The organism is Humibacter soli, assembly GCF_054779035.1.
Map to the genome: position 1 here is coordinate 606,850 of NZ_BAAGYX010000001.1, position 18,195 is coordinate 625,044.

The 18,195-nt window shown below is 67.2% G+C and carries 18 protein-coding genes; 15 read left to right on the top strand and 3 right to left on the bottom strand.

What is annotated here, in order from left to right; all coding sequences use genetic code 11:
• The first annotated feature begins 85 nt into the window (after positions 1–85).
• From ACYVDN_RS02795 to ACYVDN_RS02825, 7 genes are all read left to right on the top strand, one after another.
• Positions 86–826: a siderophore-interacting protein gene (locus ACYVDN_RS02795; RefSeq protein WP_460568224.1), complete on the top strand. Its 741-nt coding sequence runs from the start codon at positions 86–88 to the stop codon at positions 824–826.
• A 285-nt stretch (positions 827–1,111) separates the two neighbouring features.
• Positions 1,112–1,201 (top strand): K(+)-transporting ATPase subunit F, encoded by a 90-nt coding sequence (gene kdpF / locus ACYVDN_RS02800; RefSeq protein WP_460568226.1) that lies wholly within the window; start codon positions 1,112–1,114, stop codon positions 1,199–1,201.
• On the top strand, positions 1,202–2,875 hold the full coding sequence (gene kdpA / locus ACYVDN_RS02805) for a potassium-transporting ATPase subunit KdpA (protein ID WP_460568228.1): 1,674 nt from the start codon (positions 1,202–1,204) through the stop codon (positions 2,873–2,875).
• Between the two features lie 2 nt (positions 2,876–2,877).
• The gene (gene kdpB, locus ACYVDN_RS02810; RefSeq protein WP_460568230.1) at positions 2,878–5,034 is read left to right on the top strand and encodes a potassium-transporting ATPase subunit KdpB; all 2,157 of its coding nucleotides are present in this window, start codon (positions 2,878–2,880) and stop codon (positions 5,032–5,034) included.
• A 55-nt stretch (positions 5,035–5,089) separates the two neighbouring features.
• Positions 5,090–5,710, top strand: coding sequence for a potassium-transporting ATPase subunit C (gene kdpC / locus ACYVDN_RS02815; RefSeq protein WP_460568232.1), 621 nt, complete (start codon positions 5,090–5,092; stop codon positions 5,708–5,710).
• A 99-nt stretch (positions 5,711–5,809) separates the two neighbouring features.
• Positions 5,810–8,323, top strand: a complete 2,514-nt coding sequence (locus ACYVDN_RS02820; protein WP_460568234.1) for an ATP-binding protein — start codon at positions 5,810–5,812, stop codon at positions 8,321–8,323.
• Positions 8,320–9,006, top strand: a complete 687-nt coding sequence (locus tag ACYVDN_RS02825) for a response regulator transcription factor KdpE (protein ID WP_460568236.1) — start codon at positions 8,320–8,322, stop codon at positions 9,004–9,006. Before ACYVDN_RS02820 ends, ACYVDN_RS02825 begins: the two co-directional genes overlap by 4 nt.
• Here ACYVDN_RS02825 and ACYVDN_RS02830 read toward each other — a convergent pair.
• Entirely contained in the window at positions 8,973–10,775 is a 1,803-nt protein-coding gene (locus ACYVDN_RS02830; protein WP_460568238.1) for a 2-isopropylmalate synthase, read from the bottom strand. The two genes, ACYVDN_RS02825 and ACYVDN_RS02830, sit on opposite strands and share 34 nt — an antisense overlap.
• A gap of 180 nt (positions 10,776–10,955) precedes the next feature.
• Here ACYVDN_RS02830 and ACYVDN_RS02835 point away from each other — a divergent pair, with 180 nt between their 5' ends.
• The 3 genes from ACYVDN_RS02835 (at position 10,956) to ACYVDN_RS02845 (ending at position 13,086) form a co-directional block, all read left to right on the top strand.
• A complete protein-coding gene (locus ACYVDN_RS02835) occupies positions 10,956–11,627 on the top strand; it encodes a FadR/GntR family transcriptional regulator (protein WP_460568240.1) in 672 nt (223 codons plus the stop codon).
• Positions 11,628–11,745: 118 nt separating this feature from the next.
• Entirely contained in the window at positions 11,746–12,627 is an 882-nt protein-coding gene (locus ACYVDN_RS02840; RefSeq protein ID WP_460568242.1) for a 13E12 repeat family protein, read from the top strand.
• Positions 12,628–12,666: 39 nt separating this feature from the next.
• Positions 12,667–13,086 carry an HNH endonuclease signature motif containing protein gene (locus ACYVDN_RS02845; RefSeq protein ID WP_460572212.1) on the top strand — a complete coding sequence of 140 codons (420 nt, stop codon included), beginning with the start codon at positions 12,667–12,669 and terminating at the stop codon, positions 13,084–13,086.
• A gap of 16 nt (positions 13,087–13,102) precedes the next feature.
• Here ACYVDN_RS02845 and ACYVDN_RS02850 read toward each other — a convergent pair whose 3' ends face one another.
• The gene (locus ACYVDN_RS02850; protein WP_460568244.1) at positions 13,103–14,296 is read right to left on the bottom strand and encodes a Fic family protein; all 1,194 of its coding nucleotides are present in this window, start codon (positions 14,294–14,296) and stop codon (positions 13,103–13,105) included.
• Positions 14,297–14,422: 126 nt separating this feature from the next.
• Here ACYVDN_RS02850 and ACYVDN_RS02855 point away from each other — a divergent pair, with 126 nt between their 5' ends.
• The 3 genes from ACYVDN_RS02855 to ACYVDN_RS02865 all read left to right on the top strand — a co-directional run bounded on the left by ACYVDN_RS02855 (position 14,423) and on the right by ACYVDN_RS02865 (position 15,874).
• The gene (locus ACYVDN_RS02855; RefSeq protein ID WP_460568246.1) at positions 14,423–14,842 is read left to right on the top strand and encodes an ArsR/SmtB family transcription factor; all 420 of its coding nucleotides are present in this window, start codon (positions 14,423–14,425) and stop codon (positions 14,840–14,842) included.
• On the top strand, positions 14,839–15,336 hold the full coding sequence (locus ACYVDN_RS02860) for an SRPBCC family protein (RefSeq protein ID WP_460568248.1): 498 nt from the start codon (positions 14,839–14,841) through the stop codon (positions 15,334–15,336). The genes ACYVDN_RS02855 and ACYVDN_RS02860 overlap by 4 nt, the downstream gene beginning before the upstream one ends.
• 70 nt (positions 15,337–15,406) lie before the next feature.
• Positions 15,407–15,874: a VOC family protein gene (locus tag ACYVDN_RS02865; RefSeq protein WP_460568250.1), complete on the top strand. Its 468-nt coding sequence runs from the start codon at positions 15,407–15,409 to the stop codon at positions 15,872–15,874.
• Here ACYVDN_RS02865 and ACYVDN_RS02870 read toward each other — a convergent pair.
• A complete protein-coding gene (locus ACYVDN_RS02870; protein ID WP_460568252.1) occupies positions 15,849–16,676 on the bottom strand; it encodes a CDP-alcohol phosphatidyltransferase family protein in 828 nt (275 codons plus the stop codon). The genes ACYVDN_RS02865 and ACYVDN_RS02870 overlap by 26 nt on opposite strands.
• 102 nt (positions 16,677–16,778) lie before the next feature.
• Here ACYVDN_RS02870 and ACYVDN_RS02875 point away from each other — a divergent pair, with 102 nt between their 5' ends.
• Together ACYVDN_RS02875 and ACYVDN_RS02880 are read left to right on the top strand one after the other, a co-directional pair.
• Positions 16,779–17,789, top strand: a complete 1,011-nt coding sequence (locus ACYVDN_RS02875; RefSeq protein ID WP_460568254.1) for a zinc-dependent alcohol dehydrogenase — start codon at positions 16,779–16,781, stop codon at positions 17,787–17,789.
• Positions 17,786–18,187 carry a 6-pyruvoyl trahydropterin synthase family protein gene (locus tag ACYVDN_RS02880; protein ID WP_460568256.1) on the top strand — a complete coding sequence of 134 codons (402 nt, stop codon included), beginning with the start codon at positions 17,786–17,788 and terminating at the stop codon, positions 18,185–18,187. The genes ACYVDN_RS02875 and ACYVDN_RS02880 overlap by 4 nt, the downstream gene beginning before the upstream one ends.
• Positions 18,188–18,195: the final 8 nt, after the last annotated feature.

Sequence of the window (18,195 nt, forward strand, 5' to 3'; positions counted from 1 at the left end):
GCGGGCGTCGGCGGATCAGACGGATGCCCCGCGACGACCCGAACGTCGCGGCTCCGAGTGACCGCACGGCACTCGAGGAGCAGCGGTGGCGAACTGGCAGCGAGGCGTGCTGAGGGCCATGGGCGTGAAGAACCACGCTGTCGAGGTCATCGGCATCACCGACTTCACGCCCTGGTACCGGCGGCTGCGGCTCTCCGCACCCGGGTTCCTCGACGGGCTCGCGCTGCATCCCACGATCTGGCTTCGGCTCTGGGTGCCTTCTCTGACGCGCGACGGTGTGGTGCAGCGCGGCTACACGATCATCGACCCCGACCCGGCGGCGGGGGAGTTCAGCCTCGACTTCGTGCTGCACGAACCGGTCGGGCCCGCGGCGCACTGGGCGAAGAACGCGAAGGTGGGCACGCGAGCCGAGGTGGCGCACACCCCGCAACGGCTGACCATCGACGATTCGCTGCACACGCTGGTGCTCGCAGGAGACACCACGGCGCTCCCGGCGATCAACACGCTGCTGGCCGCAGCTCCGGAGAGCGCGCACAAGCACGTCGTCATTCAGGACGAGCACCCCGACCACGACGGACTGCCCCTTGCCGCGGATGACCGAACTCGGGTCACCTGGACGCGCGCAGACACCAACGGGGGCGGCGTCGTCGACGCGCTGGCTGCATCCCTCGCGGAACCAATCGACCACGACCGCTTCTACCTGTGGTGCGCGGGGGAGCGCAGGCTCGTGAAGGCCGTGCGAGAGCACGCGCGCGGGCGCCTCGAGCTGCCCCGCAACAGGCAGCACACGCAGTACTACTGGATCTTCGGGCACGACGCCGGCTGACCACGCGGAGGGTCCTCCGATGACCGGGCGCGTCGCCCGGTGAACAGGGGCGTTCGGATTCCGTAAGGACGCTGCCACGGGGCGCATAGATTCCGTGAGGACGACCTCCATCTGCGCGGCAGGCGAGTTCGATGGTCCCTTGGCTGCGACATGCGGCCCACGCCCCGCGGTCCTGCGGGCGTGCCTGAAGAAACGGAGCATCCCGGTGTTGGACGTCCTCTGCATTCTCGGCATCATCGCGCTCGGTGTTGTCGTGATCCTCGTGGCGCGGGCGGTGGAGAAGCTGTGACCTTCTTCGTCGTACTGTCGGCGGCGCTCGCCGTCGCTGCCCTCGTGTACCTGGTGTACGCACTCGTGAAACCGGAGAAGTTCTAGATGGAGTTCTGGCTCTTCCTCGCCCAGCTCGCCACGGTCGCGCTCATGCTCGCCATCTGCTACCGCCCCCTCGGCGACTACATCGCGATCACCTTCACCTCGAAGCGCAACCTGCGGTTCGAGCGCGGCATCTATCGTCTGATCGGCGTCGACCCCGGCTTCGAGCAGAGCTGGCGCGCCTACCTGCGCAGCGTGATCGCGTTCTCGATCGTCGGGGTGCTCATCGTCTACCTGCTGCAGCGCCTGCAGCAGTGGCTGCCGTACTCGCTCGGTCTTCCGAACGTGCCGGCGGGGCTGTCGTTCAACACGGCGATCTCGTTCGTGACCAACACGAACTGGCAGTCGTATTCTCCCGAGGCGACTGTCGGCTACACAGTGCAGATGGCTGCACTGACGGTGCAGAACTTCGTCTCTGCTGCGGTCGGCCTCGCAGTCGCGATCGCCCTCGTTCGCGGGTTCGCGGCGCACCGCTCCGGCACCATCGGCAACTTCTGGGTCGACTTGATCCGCGGAACGCTGCGCATCCTGCTGCCGATCTCGGTGATCTTCACCATCGTGCTCATCGCCGGTGGCGTCATCGAGAACCTGAACGCGGTGAACGCCGTGCACACGATCGCAGGCGCCACGCAGAACATCCCTGGCGGCCCGGCCGCATCGCAGGAGACCATCAAGCTCCTCGGCAACAACGGTGGTGGCTTCTTCAACGCCAACTCCGCTCATCCGTTCGAGAACCCGACGGCGTGGACCAACGTCATCGAGGTCTTCCTCATGCTGCTGGTTCCATTCAGCCTCCCGCGCGCGTTCGGCAAGATCGTCGGCGACAACAGGCAGGGTTACGCGGTTCTCGCCGCGATGGCCGTCATCTTCGTCGTCTCCGTCTCGCTCATGACGTGGGCGGAGTCGGCAGGCGGTGGCACGGCGACGCAGGCGGCGGGCGGTGCCATGGAGGGCAAGGAGCAAAGGCTCGGCATCCTGGGCACGACGCTCTTCGGAACGACCAGCACGCTCACCTCGACGGGCGCCGTCGACGCGGCACACGACAGCCTCACCCCGCTCGGCGGCATGATGGCGATGATCAACATGATGACCGGTGAGGTCGCGCCCGGTGGTATCGGTGCCGGACTCTACGGAATCCTCGTGATGGCGATCGTCGCGGTCTTCCTCGCCGGTCTGATGGTGGGACGCACGCCCGAGTACCTGCGCAAGCACATCGGAGCACGTGAGATCAAGCTCGCCAGCCTCTACTTCCTGACGACGCCGACGCTGATCCTCGCGGGCACCGCGCTGAGCTTCGGGCTGCCGGGCGTCTCGCAGAGCGTCGAGAACACGACGATCTTCAACCCTGGCCAGCACGGCTTCTCGGAGATCCTCTACGCCTTCACCTCGGCGGGCAACAACAACGGCTCGGCCTTCGGCGGCATCTCGGCCAACACGCCATGGATGAACGCAGCACTCGGCGCCGTGATGTTCCTCGCCCGGTTCATACCGATCGTGTTCGTGTTGGCGCTCGCCGGGTCGTTCGCCGCCCAGGAGCGGCTGCCTGTCACGACCGGCACGCTGCCCACCCACAAACCGATGTTCGTCGGGCTCTTGATCGGAACGATCCTGATCATCACCGCCCTGACCTACTTCCCTGTTCTCGCACTAGGACCTCTCGCAGAAGGACTGCACTGACCATGACCACCGTCGAATCCACACGGTCGACGCCGCAGGGCGGCAAGACCCCGAAGGGTGCGAAAACACCGAAGGGCGCGTTCAACGCGCGGCAGCTCTGGCGAAGCCTGCCCGACGCCTTCCGCAAGCTGAACCCGCGTGACATGTGGCACAACCCCGTGATGTTCATCGTGGAGGTCGGTGCCGCGCTGACCACGATCCTCGCCATCGCGCAGCCGTTCCTCGGCACACAGACCTCTGGTGGGACGTCGACCTCTGTGGCCTTCACCTGGTGGATCGCGGTGTGGCTCTGGCTCACCGTGCTCTTCGCCACCCTCGCGGAAGCCGTCGCGGAGGGAAGAGGCAAGGCGCAGGCCGCCAGCCTGCGCAAGACCCGTACGACGACCAACGCGGACCGCGTCGTCGACTATCGCGACGACGACCCGGGTGCGCTGCACGCCGCAACGACTCGCATCGCATCGGCCGACCTCAGCCTCGGTGACGTGGTCGTGGTCACGGCCGGCGAGCTGATCCCGGGCGACGGCGACATCGTCTGGGGCATCGCCTCGGTCGACGAGTCGGCGATCACGGGCGAGTCTGCGCCGGTCGTCCGCGAGTCCGGTGGCGACCGCAGTGCCGTCACGGGCGGTACGCGAGTGCTTTCCGACCGCATCGTCGTGAAGATCACCTCGAAGCCCGGTGAGACGTTCGTGGACCGGATGATCCGGCTCGTCGAGGGTGCAGCACGCCAGAAGACGCCGAACGAGATCGCGCTGAACATCCTGCTCGCCGGCCTCACGATCATCTTCGTGATCGTCGTGCTCGCGCTCGGCCCCGTTGCCGGCTTCGCGAACGCCGCCCCATCGGTGACCGTGCTCGTCGCTCTGCTGGTCTGCCTCATCCCGACGACGATCGGTGCGCTTCTCTCGGCGATCGGCATCGCCGGCATGGACAGGCTCGTGCAGCACAACGTGCTGGCGATGTCCGGACGCGCCGTCGAGGCCGCGGGCGACGTGAACACCCTGCTTCTCGACAAGACCGGCACGATCACGTACGGCAACCGGCAGGCGAGCGAGTTCCTGCCGCTCGACGGCATCGAGCTGAACGAGCTCGTGGATGCCGCGGCGTTGGCATCCCTCGCCGACCCGACTCCCGAGGGCTCCTCCGTTGTCGCCCTGGCTCGATCGCTCGACCGCACTCCGCCGGAGTCCGTGCCGGGTGAGACCGTTCCGTTCACGGCACAGACCCGGATGAGCGGTGTCGACCTCGTCGACGGCATGGAGATCCGCAAGGGCGCATCGAGCGCTGTCACCGCATGGGTGCAGCAGGACCGGCCGATCGCTCCCGGCATCGTGGCGCAGCTCGACCGATTCGTCGAGCACATCTCCCAGTCGGGTGGAACTCCGCTCGCGGTCGCGACGAAGGCCACCGACGGCAGCACGAACGTGCTGGGCGTCATCCACCTCAAGGACGTCGTCAAGACCGGCCTCGTCGAGCGGTTCGCCGACATGCGACGCATGGGCATCCGCACTGTCATGGTGACGGGCGACAACCCGCTGACCGCCAAGGCGATCGCCGATGAGGCAGGGGTCGACGACTTCCTCGCCGAGGCGACGCCGGAGGACAAGCTGGCGCTGATCCGCAGGGAACAGGAGGGCGGCAAGCTCGTCGCGATGACGGGTGACGGCACGAACGATGCTCCTGCGCTTGCTCAGGCGGATGTCGGTGTTGCGATGAACACGGGCACGTCGGCGGCGAAGGAGGCCGGCAACATGGTCGACCTCGACTCCGACCCGACGAAGCTGATCGACATCGTCTCGATCGGCAAGCAGCTGCTCATCACCCGCGGCGCGTTGACGACGTTCTCGATCGCCAATGATGTGGCGAAGTACTTCGCGATCATCCCCGCGATGTTCGTCGGGGTCTTCCCCGGGCTGCACGTGCTCAACATCATGGGCCTGCACTCGCCGTCCTCCGCGATCCTGTCCGCGGTGATCTTCAACGCGATCATCATCGTGATCCTGATCCCGCTCGCCCTCCGCGGCGTGCGCTACCGCCCGTCGTCGGCATCACAGCTGCTCGGACGCAACCTGCTGATCTTCGGACTCGGCGGCATCATCGCCCCGTTCATCGGCATCAAGCTGATCGACATGCTCATCGCGCTCATCCCGGGATTCTGATGGCAGTCACGAACAGCACGAGACGAACGCGCGCAATAGAGGAGAGAAGAAGACCATGAGCCCCCTGCTTCGAGGAACCGCACGACAGTACTGGGTCGCGGTGCGAGCCATGATCGTGCTGACCGTTGTGCTGGGCATCGTCTACCCGTTGGTGATGGTCGGCATCGGTGAGCTCACCATGCCGGGCAAGGCGAACGGATCGCTCATCACGCAAGACGGCAAGACGGTGGGGTCGAGCCTGATCGGCCAGTCCTTCACCGACAAGAAGGGCAACCCGCTTCCCCAGTGGTTCCAGTCCCGTCCATCGGCCGCCGGCAACGGTTATGACGCGAACGCGTCGAGCCCGAGCAACCTCGGTCCGAACAATCCTGACCTCACCAAGGCCATCGAGCAGCGCAAGGCGGAGATAGTGAAGACCGACGGTGTTTCGGCCTCCGACATACCGCCAGACGCCGTGACGGCATCCGGTTCCGGCCTCGATCCGCACATCAGCCCCGAGTACGCGCTCCTGCAGGTACCTGCGGTCGCGAAGGCGAGGGGCATTCCGGAGTCCAAGGTCGAATCGCTCGTGAAGTCTATGATTCAGGGGCGGGACCTCGGATACCTCGGGGAGAAGACGGTCAACGTGCTGCAGCTGAATCTGGCGCTGTCGAAGCTGGATCCGAGCGGCGACTGAGGCCGAGGATGACGAGGGTCGGCGCAGCCCGCCTGCCCTCGTCATCCGCCGTGACAGGTGACGACGGCACCTGACGACTGAAGGGCAGACGCACCCCAGATGGCCAGAGGCAAACTGCGGGTCCTCCTCGGGGCGGCGCCCGGGGTCGGAAAGACCTACGCCATGCTCGAGGAAGGCAAGCGGCTCGCCGACGCCGGAAAGAACGTCGTCGTCGCCCTCGTCGAGACGCACGACCGTGCCGCGACCGCCGCGATGCTGGGCGGCCTCGAGGTGATGCCTCGCAGGACGGTGACCCACCGCGGCATCGTGCTCAGCGAGATGGACCTCGATGCGGTTCTCGCGCGCAAGCCCGATGTCGCCCTCGTCGACGAGCTCGCCCACACGGATGCCCCTGGCGGCCGTCATGAGAAGCGGTGGGAAGACGTGCAGGAGCTGTTGGATGCCGGCATCACGGTGATCTCGACGGTGAACATCCAGCACATCGAGTCGTTGAACGACGTGGTCGAGCAGATCACGGGCATCAGCCAGCAGGAGACCATCCCCGACGCGGTGCTGCGCGCGGCCGACCAGATCGAGGTCGTCGACCTCGCTCCGCAGTCGCTGCGCGACCGGCTGTCGGAGGGCCTCGTGTATCCGGCGGCGAGGGTGGACGCGGCCCTCTCGAACTACTTCAGACTCGGCAACCTCACCGCTCTGCGCGAGCTCGCTCTGCTCTGGCTGGCGGACGAGGTCGACAGCGCGCTGCAGACCTACCGCCGCGAGCACGGCATCGACAGCAAATGGGAGGCGCGGGAGCGGGTCGTCGTCGCACTGACCGGCGGTGCTGAGGGTGAGACGCTGCTGCGCAGGGGCGCCCGCATCGCCGCCCGTTCGACCGGTGGCGAGCTGCTGGCCGTGCACGTGGTGAGCGACGACGGGCTGCGCGAGCGTCATCCGCGAGCCCTCGCTGAACAGCGCAACCTGGTCGCCAAGCTGGGTGGCAGCTACCACGAGATCGTCGGGTCGGACATCCCAGGAGCACTCGTCGACTTCGCGCGAGCGGTGAACGCCAGCCAGCTGGTGATCGGGGTGTCGAGGCGGTCGCGCCTCCTCGCCTTCCTCACCGGCCCCGGAATCGGGGCGACGGTCATCCGGGCCTCAGGCGACATCGACGTGCACATCGTCTCTCACGCCGCAGCAGGCAGCCGACCGCTCGTGCTGCCGCGATCGCGCGGAGCGCTCAGTGCCCGTCGCAGAGCGTACGGATTCCTGCTGGCCATCATCGCCGGACCGCTGCTCAGCTGGTTCCTCTGGCTGTTCCGCAGCCCGGACGCCCTTACCAGCGATGTGCTCGCCTTCCAGCTCCTCGTCATCGTGGTGGCGCTCGTCGGCGGCATCTGGCCGGCGCTCTTCGCGGCGGTGCTCTCGGGCCTCACACTCGACTTCCTCTTCGTGGCCCCGGTGTACACGATCACCATCGCGGAGCCCGTTCACCTGCTCGCTCTCCTTCTCTATGTGGTCGGTGCGGCGCTCGTGAGCTTCGTCGTCGACCAGGCGGCGCGACGGTCTCGCGAGGCGAGGCGCTCCGCTGCGGAGTCCGACGTGCTGGCGACCGTCGCGGGCGGCGTCATCCGCGGAGACGACGCGGTCGGCGCGCTCGTGCAGCGCACCAGGGAGGCCTTCGGGCTGCGAAGGGTGCGCCTCATCGCCGCCGACGGCAGCATCGTCAGCGACGACGGGGAATCACGTGAGAAACCGCGAACCGTCGAGCAGGTGGGGGAGCGCGCGCACCTGGAGCTGTACGGCAACGAGCTGACGGCATCCGATCGCCGCGTGCTCTCCGTGATCGTCGCGCAGCTCGACGCAGCACTCGAACACGCAGAGCTGAGCGACACGGCGAGCGAGCTGCGGCCGCTCGCCGAGACCGACAGGGTGCGCTCCGCACTGCTGGCCGCCGTCGGGCACGACCTTCGCCGTCCTCTCGCTGCAGCGACCGCCGCGGTGACGAGCCTTCGCTCGCAGAAGGTGAAGCTCTCCGCGAAGGATCGGGATGCCCTCCTGACGACCGCGTCGGACAGCCTCGCCGGTCTGGAGTCCCTCGTCACCAACCTGCTCGACGTCAGCAGGGTGCAGGCCGGCGTGCTCGGCGTCTCACTCCGCAGGGTCGACGTCGACGACGTGCTGCAGGCCGCGCTCGAGGAGCTGGGCACCGCGCCGGGCAGCGTGCTGCTCGACGTACCTGAGCACACGCCGGCGGTGCTGGCTGACCCTGGGCTGCTCCAGCGCGTTCTGGTGAACCTGCTCGTCAACGCCCTGCGATACTCCTCGCCGTCCTCGCCGCCCAGGCTCGCCGTGAGCGAGTTCGGCGACGAACTGCACGTGCGTATCGTGGATGTCGGGCCCGGCGTTCCCGACGAGCGCAAGTCGCTCATCTTCCAGCCCTTCCAGCGTGAGGGCGACACCGACAACTCGACGGGCATCGGCCTCGGGCTAGCGTTGTCCAAGGGCTTCGTCGAGGGGATGGGCGGAACGCTCACGGCGGAGGACACCCCGGGAGGCGGACTGACCATGGTGGTGTCGTTGCGGTTGTTCTCGCGCGCGCAGCGTGCGCACGAGGAGGGGAGCACGCGATGAAGATCGTGGTCGCTGACGACGACCGTCAGATGCTCGGGGCATTGCGGATCATCCTTGCGGCACGGGGGTACGAGGTGCTGGTGGCGGCGGACGGCAAGCAAGCACTGGATGCCGCCATCGACGGTCATCCCGACCTCGTCGTGCTCGACCTCGGCATGCCCGGCCTCGACGGCCTCGCGGTGATCGACGCGATCAGAGGCTGGAGCACCGTGCCGATCCTGGTGATCTCGGGGCGAACGGACTCTGCCGAGAAGGTCGACGCACTCGACCGCGGAGCCGACGACTACGTGACGAAGCCGTTCGCCACCGACGAGCTGCTCGCGCGCATCAGGGCGCTCGTGAGACGGTTGCCCGTCAGCGGCGAAGAGCCGCGCGTCGCGTTCGCCGACGTGCTCGTCGACCTCAGCACCCGGCGCGTCACGCGCGATGGCAATGCGGTGCGGCTCACTCCTACCGAGTGGCGCATCCTCGCGTTGCTGGTGCGCAACCCCGACCGGCTGGTGACGCGGGAGACGATCCTCACCGAGGTGTGGGGACCGCATCACACCTCGGACTCCGGGTACCTGCGGCTGTACCTCGCGCAGCTGCGCAAGAAACTCGAGCCGGATCCGTCGCACCCGCGGCACCTCATCACGGAGGCGGGGATGGGCTACCGCTTCGTGCCGGAGGGTGACGGCGAGTGAGCGGGCTGCCGTTCGGCGGAAGCCGCCGCCCTCATGACGGCCAGAAGGCTTGAGGCGAGCACGGAACGATCGGTTCCCGCTGCCCACCGCGCGCTGACGCCATCGCGGAACTCCACGAGTGTGAGGGCGTCGGTTCCGTTGCCCGTACCGATGCTGCTCTGGTGCAGGCTGAGGATCTCGATGCGGATACCGTGCCGCGCGAGGGCATCCGTGAGGGCTTCCACCGGGCCGACGCCTTCGTGAACGGTGCGGTGCTCAGCACCGTGAATGTCGAGGGTGATCGTCGTCGCAGCGTCTGTCGTGTCGAAGGCGCGTAATTCGGGGGTGTCTGCATCGTCAGGATGCGCGAGGTATGCGGCGCAGAAGATCTCCCAGAGCTGGGCGGCCGTCGCTTCGCCGCCGCTGGCATCGGTGTGCCGCTGAACGTGCCGGGCGAAGTCGATCTGGAGTCGGCGCGGCAGGTCGATGCCATACTCGCTCTCCAGCAGGTACGCGATTCCGCCCTTGCCAGACTGCGAGTTGACCCGGATCACGGCGTCGTAGCTGCGCCCGAGGTCGGCCGGGTCGATCGGCAGGTACGGCACCCGCCACTCGATATCGTGCTCGTCGCGGCCTTCGGCTGCCGCACGGGCTCGGTGCTCGGCGAAGCCTTTCTTGATGGCGTCCTGGTGGGTGCCGCTGAAGGCGGTGTGCACGAGGTCTCCGACGTAGGGATGCCGCGGGTGCACCTCGATGCGGTTGCAGTACTCGACCGTGCGGCGGATGCCGTCGATGTCGGAGAAGTCGATCATCGGGTCGACGCCCTGGGCGTGCAGGTTCAGGGCGAGGGTCGCGATGTCGACGTTGCCGGTGCGCTCGCCGTTCCCGAAGACGCACCCCTCGATGCGCTGGGCTCCGGCGAGGACCGCGAGTTCGGCACAGGCGATGCCGGTGCCACGGTCGTTGTGCGGATGCACGGACAAGATGACGGCGTCGCGCCGGGCGAGGTTCCTGTGCATGTATTCGATCTGGTCGGCGTACACGTTCGGTGTCGCGATCTCGACCGTCGCGGGCAGGTTCAGGATCACGGGTCGCTCCGGGGTGGCGTCCCACAGTTCCGTCATCGCATCGCAAACGTCGAGCGCGTAGTCCGGCTCCGTGAGGTTGAACACCTCCGGCGAGAACTCGAAACGCACGTGAGGCAGGTCGCCTGCGAGCTCCAGCACATCGCGCCCGCCGCGGAGGATCAGCTCCTTGAGCCCCACACGGTCGTGACCGAGGACCACGTCGCGCCAGGTCGGCGCGGTCGCGGTGTACATGTGGATGACCACCTCGTTGCTGATGCCCCCGATGGACTCGACCGTCCGCTCGATCAGGTCACGCCGGGCCGGCGTGAAGACGACGATCGTCACGTCATCCGGCGCGATGTCGGTCTCGGCGATCAGCCGCACGAAGTCGTAGTCGGTCTGGGAGGCGGAGGGGTAACCGACCTCGATCTCCTTGTAGCCCATTGCGACCATGAGCTCGAAGAAGCGCTGCTTGCGCTCCGGGTCCATCGGCTCCGCGAGCGCCTGATTGCCGTCTCGCAGATCGACGGGCACCCACAGCGGGGCCGCGGCCAGGCGTGCGTTCGGCCAGTCCCGCTCGAGGAGTGGCACCGCGACGCGCTCGTGCACGTTCCTGTAGCGATGCGAGGGCATCTGCGAGTGCCGCTGCCGATTCCAGTGCGGGGCGTCGGCGGGAATGGGGCCGGTCGGTGTTGCCAGGCGGGAGAACGTGCTCGTGTTCATGGGGTCCTTCTTCAGTCCAGATGGAGAGGACCGGCGCACGTTTCGGCTCCACGTCGGGGAGCCAGTCCGGCTAAGCCCCGCCGTGGCGGCGAAGAAGGAGCTCGAAGGAGCGCATGCCGAGAAGGCTAGCACAACTCCTCAGACAAGTAGAGAAGTTGAGGATTCTGGGATGATGGGGCGATGACCATCGTTCGCCGTGAGCCGCTCGCCGACCAGGCCGCCGAGCTTCTGCTGGAGCGCATCCGCGCGGGCGAGTGGGCGCTGGGTGACAAGCTGCCGGGCGAGACCACCCTGGGGCCGCAGCTCGGCGTCGGCCGCTCCACGGTTCGCGAGGCGATTCGTCAGCTCGCCGGTCGCGGCGTGCTCATCACCCGGCAGGGCGCAGGCGTCTTCGTCATCGCGCTCGATGCTCCGGAGGACTGGGCGCAGAAGATCCGAGCCGTCGACATCCGCGCGGTCATCGAGGCTCGTATCGCCATCGAAGTCGAAGCTTCCGCCCTCGCTGCCGAGCGCCGAACGCCGGCAGAGCTCCGCGGGTTGGGGAGGGCGCTCGACGTTCGCGGGTTGCACCGCGAGGGGATCGAGGAACACGTCGACACGGATGCCGCCTTTCACCGCGCCATCGTCGCGACGGCTCACAATCCGATCCTGCTCGAGCTGTTCGACAGCTTCACCCCGCGCAGCCGTGACGCCATGATCGCCATGCTCCGCGCGAGAGGCGACCACGGAGACGACGCCGACCACGCCGTGCATCAGGGCATCTACGACGCCATCTCGGAGGGGGACTCCGAGGCCGCCGCTTCGAGCACACGTGACCATCTGGCCTCCCTGCTGGCAAAGCTGGTCGGCTGAGCCCCACGCGGAGACAACCTGCTGGCCTGCGACTACCGGCGCTGTCGGCGATCAATGGGGGTTCACCTCGAACCGGTCGCCGGACTGAATGTCGGTGGTATTGCGTATCGTCGATGTCATGGACGAAGTCACGCGAAACGACGAGCCGTTGTCGCGCGCTGAGCCCGCATGGAGCGACGAGTTCGAGTGGAGTGACGCGTTCGAGTGGAGTGACGAGTCCGCCTGGGCACAGGGCGACGACGTCGAGCGGTTCCCACTGGATGCACCGAGGTCGCCGACCAGCACGGTATCGGCGGAGACGGTGATCGGCTTCGCCTTCGATGACGCGGTGGCATCGCAGACGATGGTGAACCAGCAAGCTGCACGCCAGGTCTTCGCCGTGCGCGAGGCGTTCGAGATCGCGCGAGAGAACCCGTTGATCTACGTACCCGTCGGCGCCGCTGACCGGATACCCGGAGTCACCGACGTCGACTTCGCCGAGCGATCGGTCGCCTTCGACCTCGCGCAGCAGCTTCACCTCAGTGAGAACGTCGTTCGGAGCCTCGCCCATCAGGGCGATGTACTCCTCACGTCGCTACCGCGTCTTCTCGACCTCTTCGTCTCAGGAAGGATCGGTCCTCAGCACGCGAGGGCTGCGGTCGAGGCGTCGATCGGAATCACCGCCGAGGCCGCCATCGAGAAGTACGACTTGCGGCTGTCCGCGATTGCGGAGGGCCTGCGGCCGGGGGAGTTCGCGCGCCGGTGTCGGGTGCTGCGCGAACGACTCTGCGCCGACACGCTGCAGGAGCGCCACGAGATCGGGCGGGAGCGTCGGCGCGTCGTGATCGAGCCCGCCGAAGATGCCATGGCGTGGATCCACGCGTACGTGCCTGTTCTGGACGCGGCGCGAGTGGACGCCCAACTCACCGTCTCCGCGAAGCGGCTGCGGAACGAGGCCGGCGAGCATCGCAACCTCGACCAGCTGAGGGCCGACTTGTTGGTCGGCTGGCTGTCGGGGTAGAGCACGCCGTCTGCCGCCGCGGTGCAGCCCTACGTGCTCATGGACGACTCCGGCAGATTCGCCGAGCTTCTCGGCTACGGGCCGATTCCTCCTCGTGCGGCCGGCATGGCGCTACGCGATGCGCCTGCGTTCCGCCGGGTGTTCGCTGACCCGGTGCGACCGGCGCAGCTGACGCTGGACACGACGCGGTACCGGCCTTCCCCCGATCAACGGCGGTGGTCGACGCTGCGATACGGACTGGATGACGCGGCCGCGCCGTTCATCGCCCCGGGCGCAGAGATCGACCACGTCGTCGAATGGCAACACGGTGGCACGACGGATGTCGCCAACCTGGTCCCGCTGAAGCCGCGATTGCACCGGCTCAAGTCCGTCACACGCATCCGCCTCGATCCGAAGCCCGACGGAGGCATCCGCGTTCGAACGCCCACCGGCTACGACAGCGACCCGCCGCCGTTCTGATCGCGATTCCGCACGGCTACACGCGGCCGCGGCGGGCGCGTGCCGCGAACGAATCCAGGGCGTCGAGGATCTCGGATGCCTGCCAGATGCGATAGCGGCTCCCGCCCCTCGCCTTAGCCAGGATGCCTGTTCCGGCGAGTCTGTTGATCGCCGTGCCGGCGGCTACCTCGCTGATCCCGAGCGACTTCGCTGCCATGGCGACGGTGATCACCGGGTGTTCCAACAACAGGTCCAGCAATCGATGTACCGAGGAATCCGATCGCGCTCTGATGATCTCATTCCATCCGCCGCGGATGTCGTTGATGTCGGCAACGAGTCGCCGGCCGTTGCGGATCGCCTCGAAGCTCGCGTATGTGATTGCGTGCACGACGGCATCCACGTCCCCTTCGCGATAGTCCGAGAGTGCTTCGAAGTATGCGTTGGGGTCACGGAGAAGGCCCGCTGACACGGGCACCGTCAGATTCCGAGTAAGTCCGCCGCGATGGAGCATCGCGTGGATCAACGCCCGGCCGGTACGGCCGTTTCCGTCGGGGAAGGGGTGGATGGTCTCGAACTGGGCATGCGCGATAGCGGCCTGTGCAAGGAGCGGCACATCCGTGCGGTCAACGAAATCGAGCAGGTCCCGCATCAGTTCGGGCACACGCTCGTGGTGTGGAGGGATGAAGTCTGCGTCATGAGGTGAGAGTGCGCCGCCTCCGATCCAGACCTGCTCCTGACGCCATTGCCCGACGAACTGCGGTGCGGTCTCATCGAGGAGCGCCGCGTGCATCGCGATCAGCGCGTCTTCGTCGAGATCGGCGCTGAGCGCGATCGCGGCATCCATTGCTCGGGTGTTCGCGACGATCAGGCGTGCGTTCTCGGAACGCGCCGCGCCGATCTCAGCGAGGGCGACCTGTTTCGCGCCGGCGGTCAGATTCTCCACTTCAGAACTCGACGAGGACTCGGTCCGCAGCAGCATGGCCGGGAACGGTGCGACGAAGGCTCCAGCCTCCGCGTCGAACCGAGCGAGTGCATGACTGGCCTCGTCCGCGGCCGCGAGCGTTTCGGGCTCGAGTACGACCTCCGCTCGTCCGATCAGTGGCGGGACGGCGGCACGATAATCACCCGCGGCCCGGCGCAACTCGCGGCGCGAGCCGACCTCGTTTTCGGCGCGCACCCAGGGTCGGGGCTCGTAGGAGGTCACAGGCCATCCGCCCTCATCCATAGCCATGGCTCCATTTAACCAAAGGATCAATAATTATCCTTTGCTTAGCGAGCGATTCCCGGCAGGATTGTCGGGAATGCCGGCCATCGCACCCCTTGACCCTCTCGCCCGCCTGCAGTAACCTACAACCAAATGGTTGTACGTATTAATGCCGTACCGACTGGCGATGTCGACACCCTCTCGGATGCCGAGGTTGACCGCATCTTCCGTGCGCTTGCGGATGCCACACGCCGCGACATCCTGGCGCGCACGATGGCAGGCGACCAGTCCGTCACGGCACTGGCGCGAGGCTACGAGATGAGCTTCGCCGCTGTGCAGAAGCACGTGGCCGTGCTCGAGAGCGCGTGGCTGGTGCGCAAGGAGCGGCGGGGAAGGGAGCAGCTCGTGCGGGCCATCCCAGAGACCGTGCGACGCGCGAACGCGCTGCTGGGGCGATACGAGTCCCTGTGGCGTGAGCGCACCGCGAGCATCGAACGCATTCTCGCCGAAGACGGCGGAATGTCCGCAAACACGTCATCCAACCCCACACCGACAGGAAAGGCATCATCGTGACAGTGATCAGCGCCGAGAAGGACGCCGAGAACCTGACCCTCACGTTCGTGGCGGAGTTCGACGCCTCACCGGAGCGCGTCTGGCAGCTCTGGGAGGACCCACGTCAGCTGGAGCGCTGGTGGGGTCCGCCGACCTGGCCGGCCACATTCGACGAGCACGAGCTGCGCGTCGGAGGACGTTCCCGCTACTACATGACGGGACCAGACGGCGAGAAGGCACGTGGCTGGTGGGCGGTCGTGGCCATCGATCCGCCTCGCAGCCTCGCGTTCGACGACGGGTTCTCAGGCGACGACGGCGAGCCGAACACGTCGATGCCCGTCACGCGCACCGAGGTCGCCCTCGAGGCCACCGAAGCCGGTACCCGCATGACGACCCTGAGCCGCTTCTCCTCCCTCGAACAGCTCGAGCAGCTGATCGAGATGGGCATGCAAGAGGGCATGCGGCTCGCCATGGGCCAGATGGACGCGATCCTGGCCGAGCCGGCGAACGCCTGACCGACGAATCAGCAACCGACAAGAACACGAACGACCAGAACACGAACGACCAGAACGAAGGGATTGCATCATGTCCGAGGTCTCCGCCATCCAGCCGTGCCTGTGGTTCGACAACCAGGCACGTGAGGCGATGGAGTACTACACCAGCGTCTTCCCCGACTCCCGCATCGTCTCGATCGAGACGTACCCTGACGAGTCGCTCGACGAGCACTTCGAAGGGATGTCGGGCCGAGTGCTCAACGGCAGGTTCACGCTCAACGGCGTCGACTTCGTGTGCCTCGACGGCGGTCCGCTGTTCACGTTCAACGAGTCGATCTCATTCGTCGTCTCGTGTGCAGACCAGGATGAGATCGACGAGTACTGGTCCAAGCTCTCGCACGTGCCGGAGTCCGAGCAGTGCGGATGGTGCAAGGACCGCTTCGGCGTCAGCTGGCAGATCATCCCTGCGAACATGGGCGAGCTGGTGCGTACCCCGGAGCAGGTACAGGTGATGATGCGTCAGAAGAAGGTCATCATTGCCGAGCTGCGCGACGCCTGATCGCAGCTTCTGCACCGCCGTCGTCGACACGGTCGTCGTCGACCACGTCGTCGTCGACACCATCGTGCAGGGCGTCGTCTTCTTCGAGGGCGGCGCCCTTCCGCGCGCGACGGCGTGCCGGGCGGTGAACCACGAGCCACACGACGTCGCGCCCGAACGACTCGACGAGCATGAGAAGTGCAATGAGCACGAGCGCGATGTCGATACCGGGCAACAGGCCAGATGCTGCGACCGTGAGCGCGATGCCCTGCACAGCGGTCACCACCTTGCGCCAGTACCGCGGCGGCAGCGTGGCGCGGAACCAGGGGAGCACCCAACCGAGGGCAACGAACGCGTAGCGCATCAGGCCGATGGCGAGCACCCATCCGCCGAACGTCTGCGCGACATACGCGCTGAGCACGAGCAGCAGGAAGGCATCCACTTCCATGTCGTATCGAGCTCCCAGCTCCGATACGGATGCCGTGCGCCGCGCGACCCATCCGTCGACGGCATCGAGGGCGAGCGCAGGGATGCTCAACCCGACGAGCAGCGGAACGGAGATCGGCTCCACGAAGGACGCCGCGACGAGCGCCGTGATGAGCCCCACAAGCGTTGAGCGCACGGTCGTGACGACATTCGCCCATCCGAACCCTGTCGCGCCCCGACGATGCAGGCCGACGATGAGAAGGGTGTTCGCGACAATGGCGTACGCGATCGCCGCCGCCCACCCGACGGGCGGCAACGGCTCGGCCGTATTGACCAGCACGGCGCCGGCCACACCCGCCGCTGCGGCCGTCGCCGGGATCCAATGAACCGTTCTCACGGTCTTCCTCGTGTCATCTTCATAGCCCTCAATGATTAAGACGGGACAACCCGTCGAACGGTTCAGGTTTCGCACAGGAACGGTTCGGCCGAAGGGAGACACGTGCTCGAGGCCACGGCGTTCTGGGTCGACCGTCCGGGGGTGGGCGCTCTGCGCACCCAGCCGCTCGATACCGACTCGGCAGGTCTGGATGGCGGCCCCGACGTTCTCGTGCGCACGACGTTCACCGGCATCAGCAGGGGCACGGAGTCCACCGTCTTCCTGGGCAAGGTGCCGGAGGCCGAGCACGAGCGCATGCGCGCCCCGTTCCAGGAGGGCGACTTCCCCGGACCCGTGAAGTACGGCTATCTGAACGTCGGGGTCGTGGAACGCGGTCCCAGTGCGCTGGTCGGCACGAACGTGTTCACTCTCTTCCCACATCAGTCGGTGTTCACGGTTCCCGTCGACGCGGTGGTGCGGGTGCCCGACGGCGTTCCGCGACGACGTGCGGTGCTCGCCGGCGCCGTCGAGACAGCGGTGAACATCGCATGGGACGCCTCCCCGCTCATCGGCGACCGCATCATGGTGATCGGGGCCGGCATGATCGGATGCTGCGTGGCACGACTGCTGCGCGGCATCCCGCAGACCGAGGTGACGCTGGTCGACATCGACCCGTCACGCCGGGCCGTCGCCGAGCGGCTCGGTGTCGCCTTCGCGGAGCCGGCAGACGCATCGCGGGAGTGCGATGTCGTGATCGATGCGAGCGGCTCGTCATCCGGGCTGCAACTCGCGCTCGAGTCCGTCGCGACCGAGGGCGAGGTGATCGAGGCGGGGTGGTTCGGCGATCGGCCGGTCACCCTGACGCTCGGTGCGGACTTCCACTCCCGACGACTCTCGATCCGCTCGAGCCAGGTGGGCATGGTCGCCCCTCGTCGCCGCGGGACTCGCAGCACCCGCGACCGGCTCGCACTCGCGCTCCGGGTTCTTCGCGATCCCGCATTCGACGCCCTGCTCAGCGGTGGCTCGTCCTGGCGAGATCTTCCCCGGGTGATGGCCGCCGTCGCCGAGGGATCGCGCGAATCGGACGGCGGCCCTGTGCTCTGCCACACGATCGATTGGAAGGACGCTCCATGACGTTCACGGTGACGGTTCGAGACCACATGATGGTCGCCCACAGTCTGGCCGGCGAGGTCTTCGGACCCGCCCAGCGGCTTCACGGCGCCACCTTCGTCGTCGACGCATCGTTCGGCGCCGGCACGCTGAGCGAAGACGGCATCGTCGTCGACATCGGGCTCGCCTCCGTTGCCCTGCGCGAGATCGTCGGCGCGTTCACGTATCGCAACCTGGATGACGCACCGGAGTTCACCGCACGCAACAGTACGACCGAGGAGCTCTGCCGAGTCATCGCCGACAAGCTCGCCGCGCGCGCGACGGCCGGCGGACTGGGGGAGTCCGGGCGCGCGCTCGACACCATCGCGGTCACGCTGCACGAGTCGCACATCGCGTGGGCGAGCTACGAGCGAACGCTGTGACGGGGGTG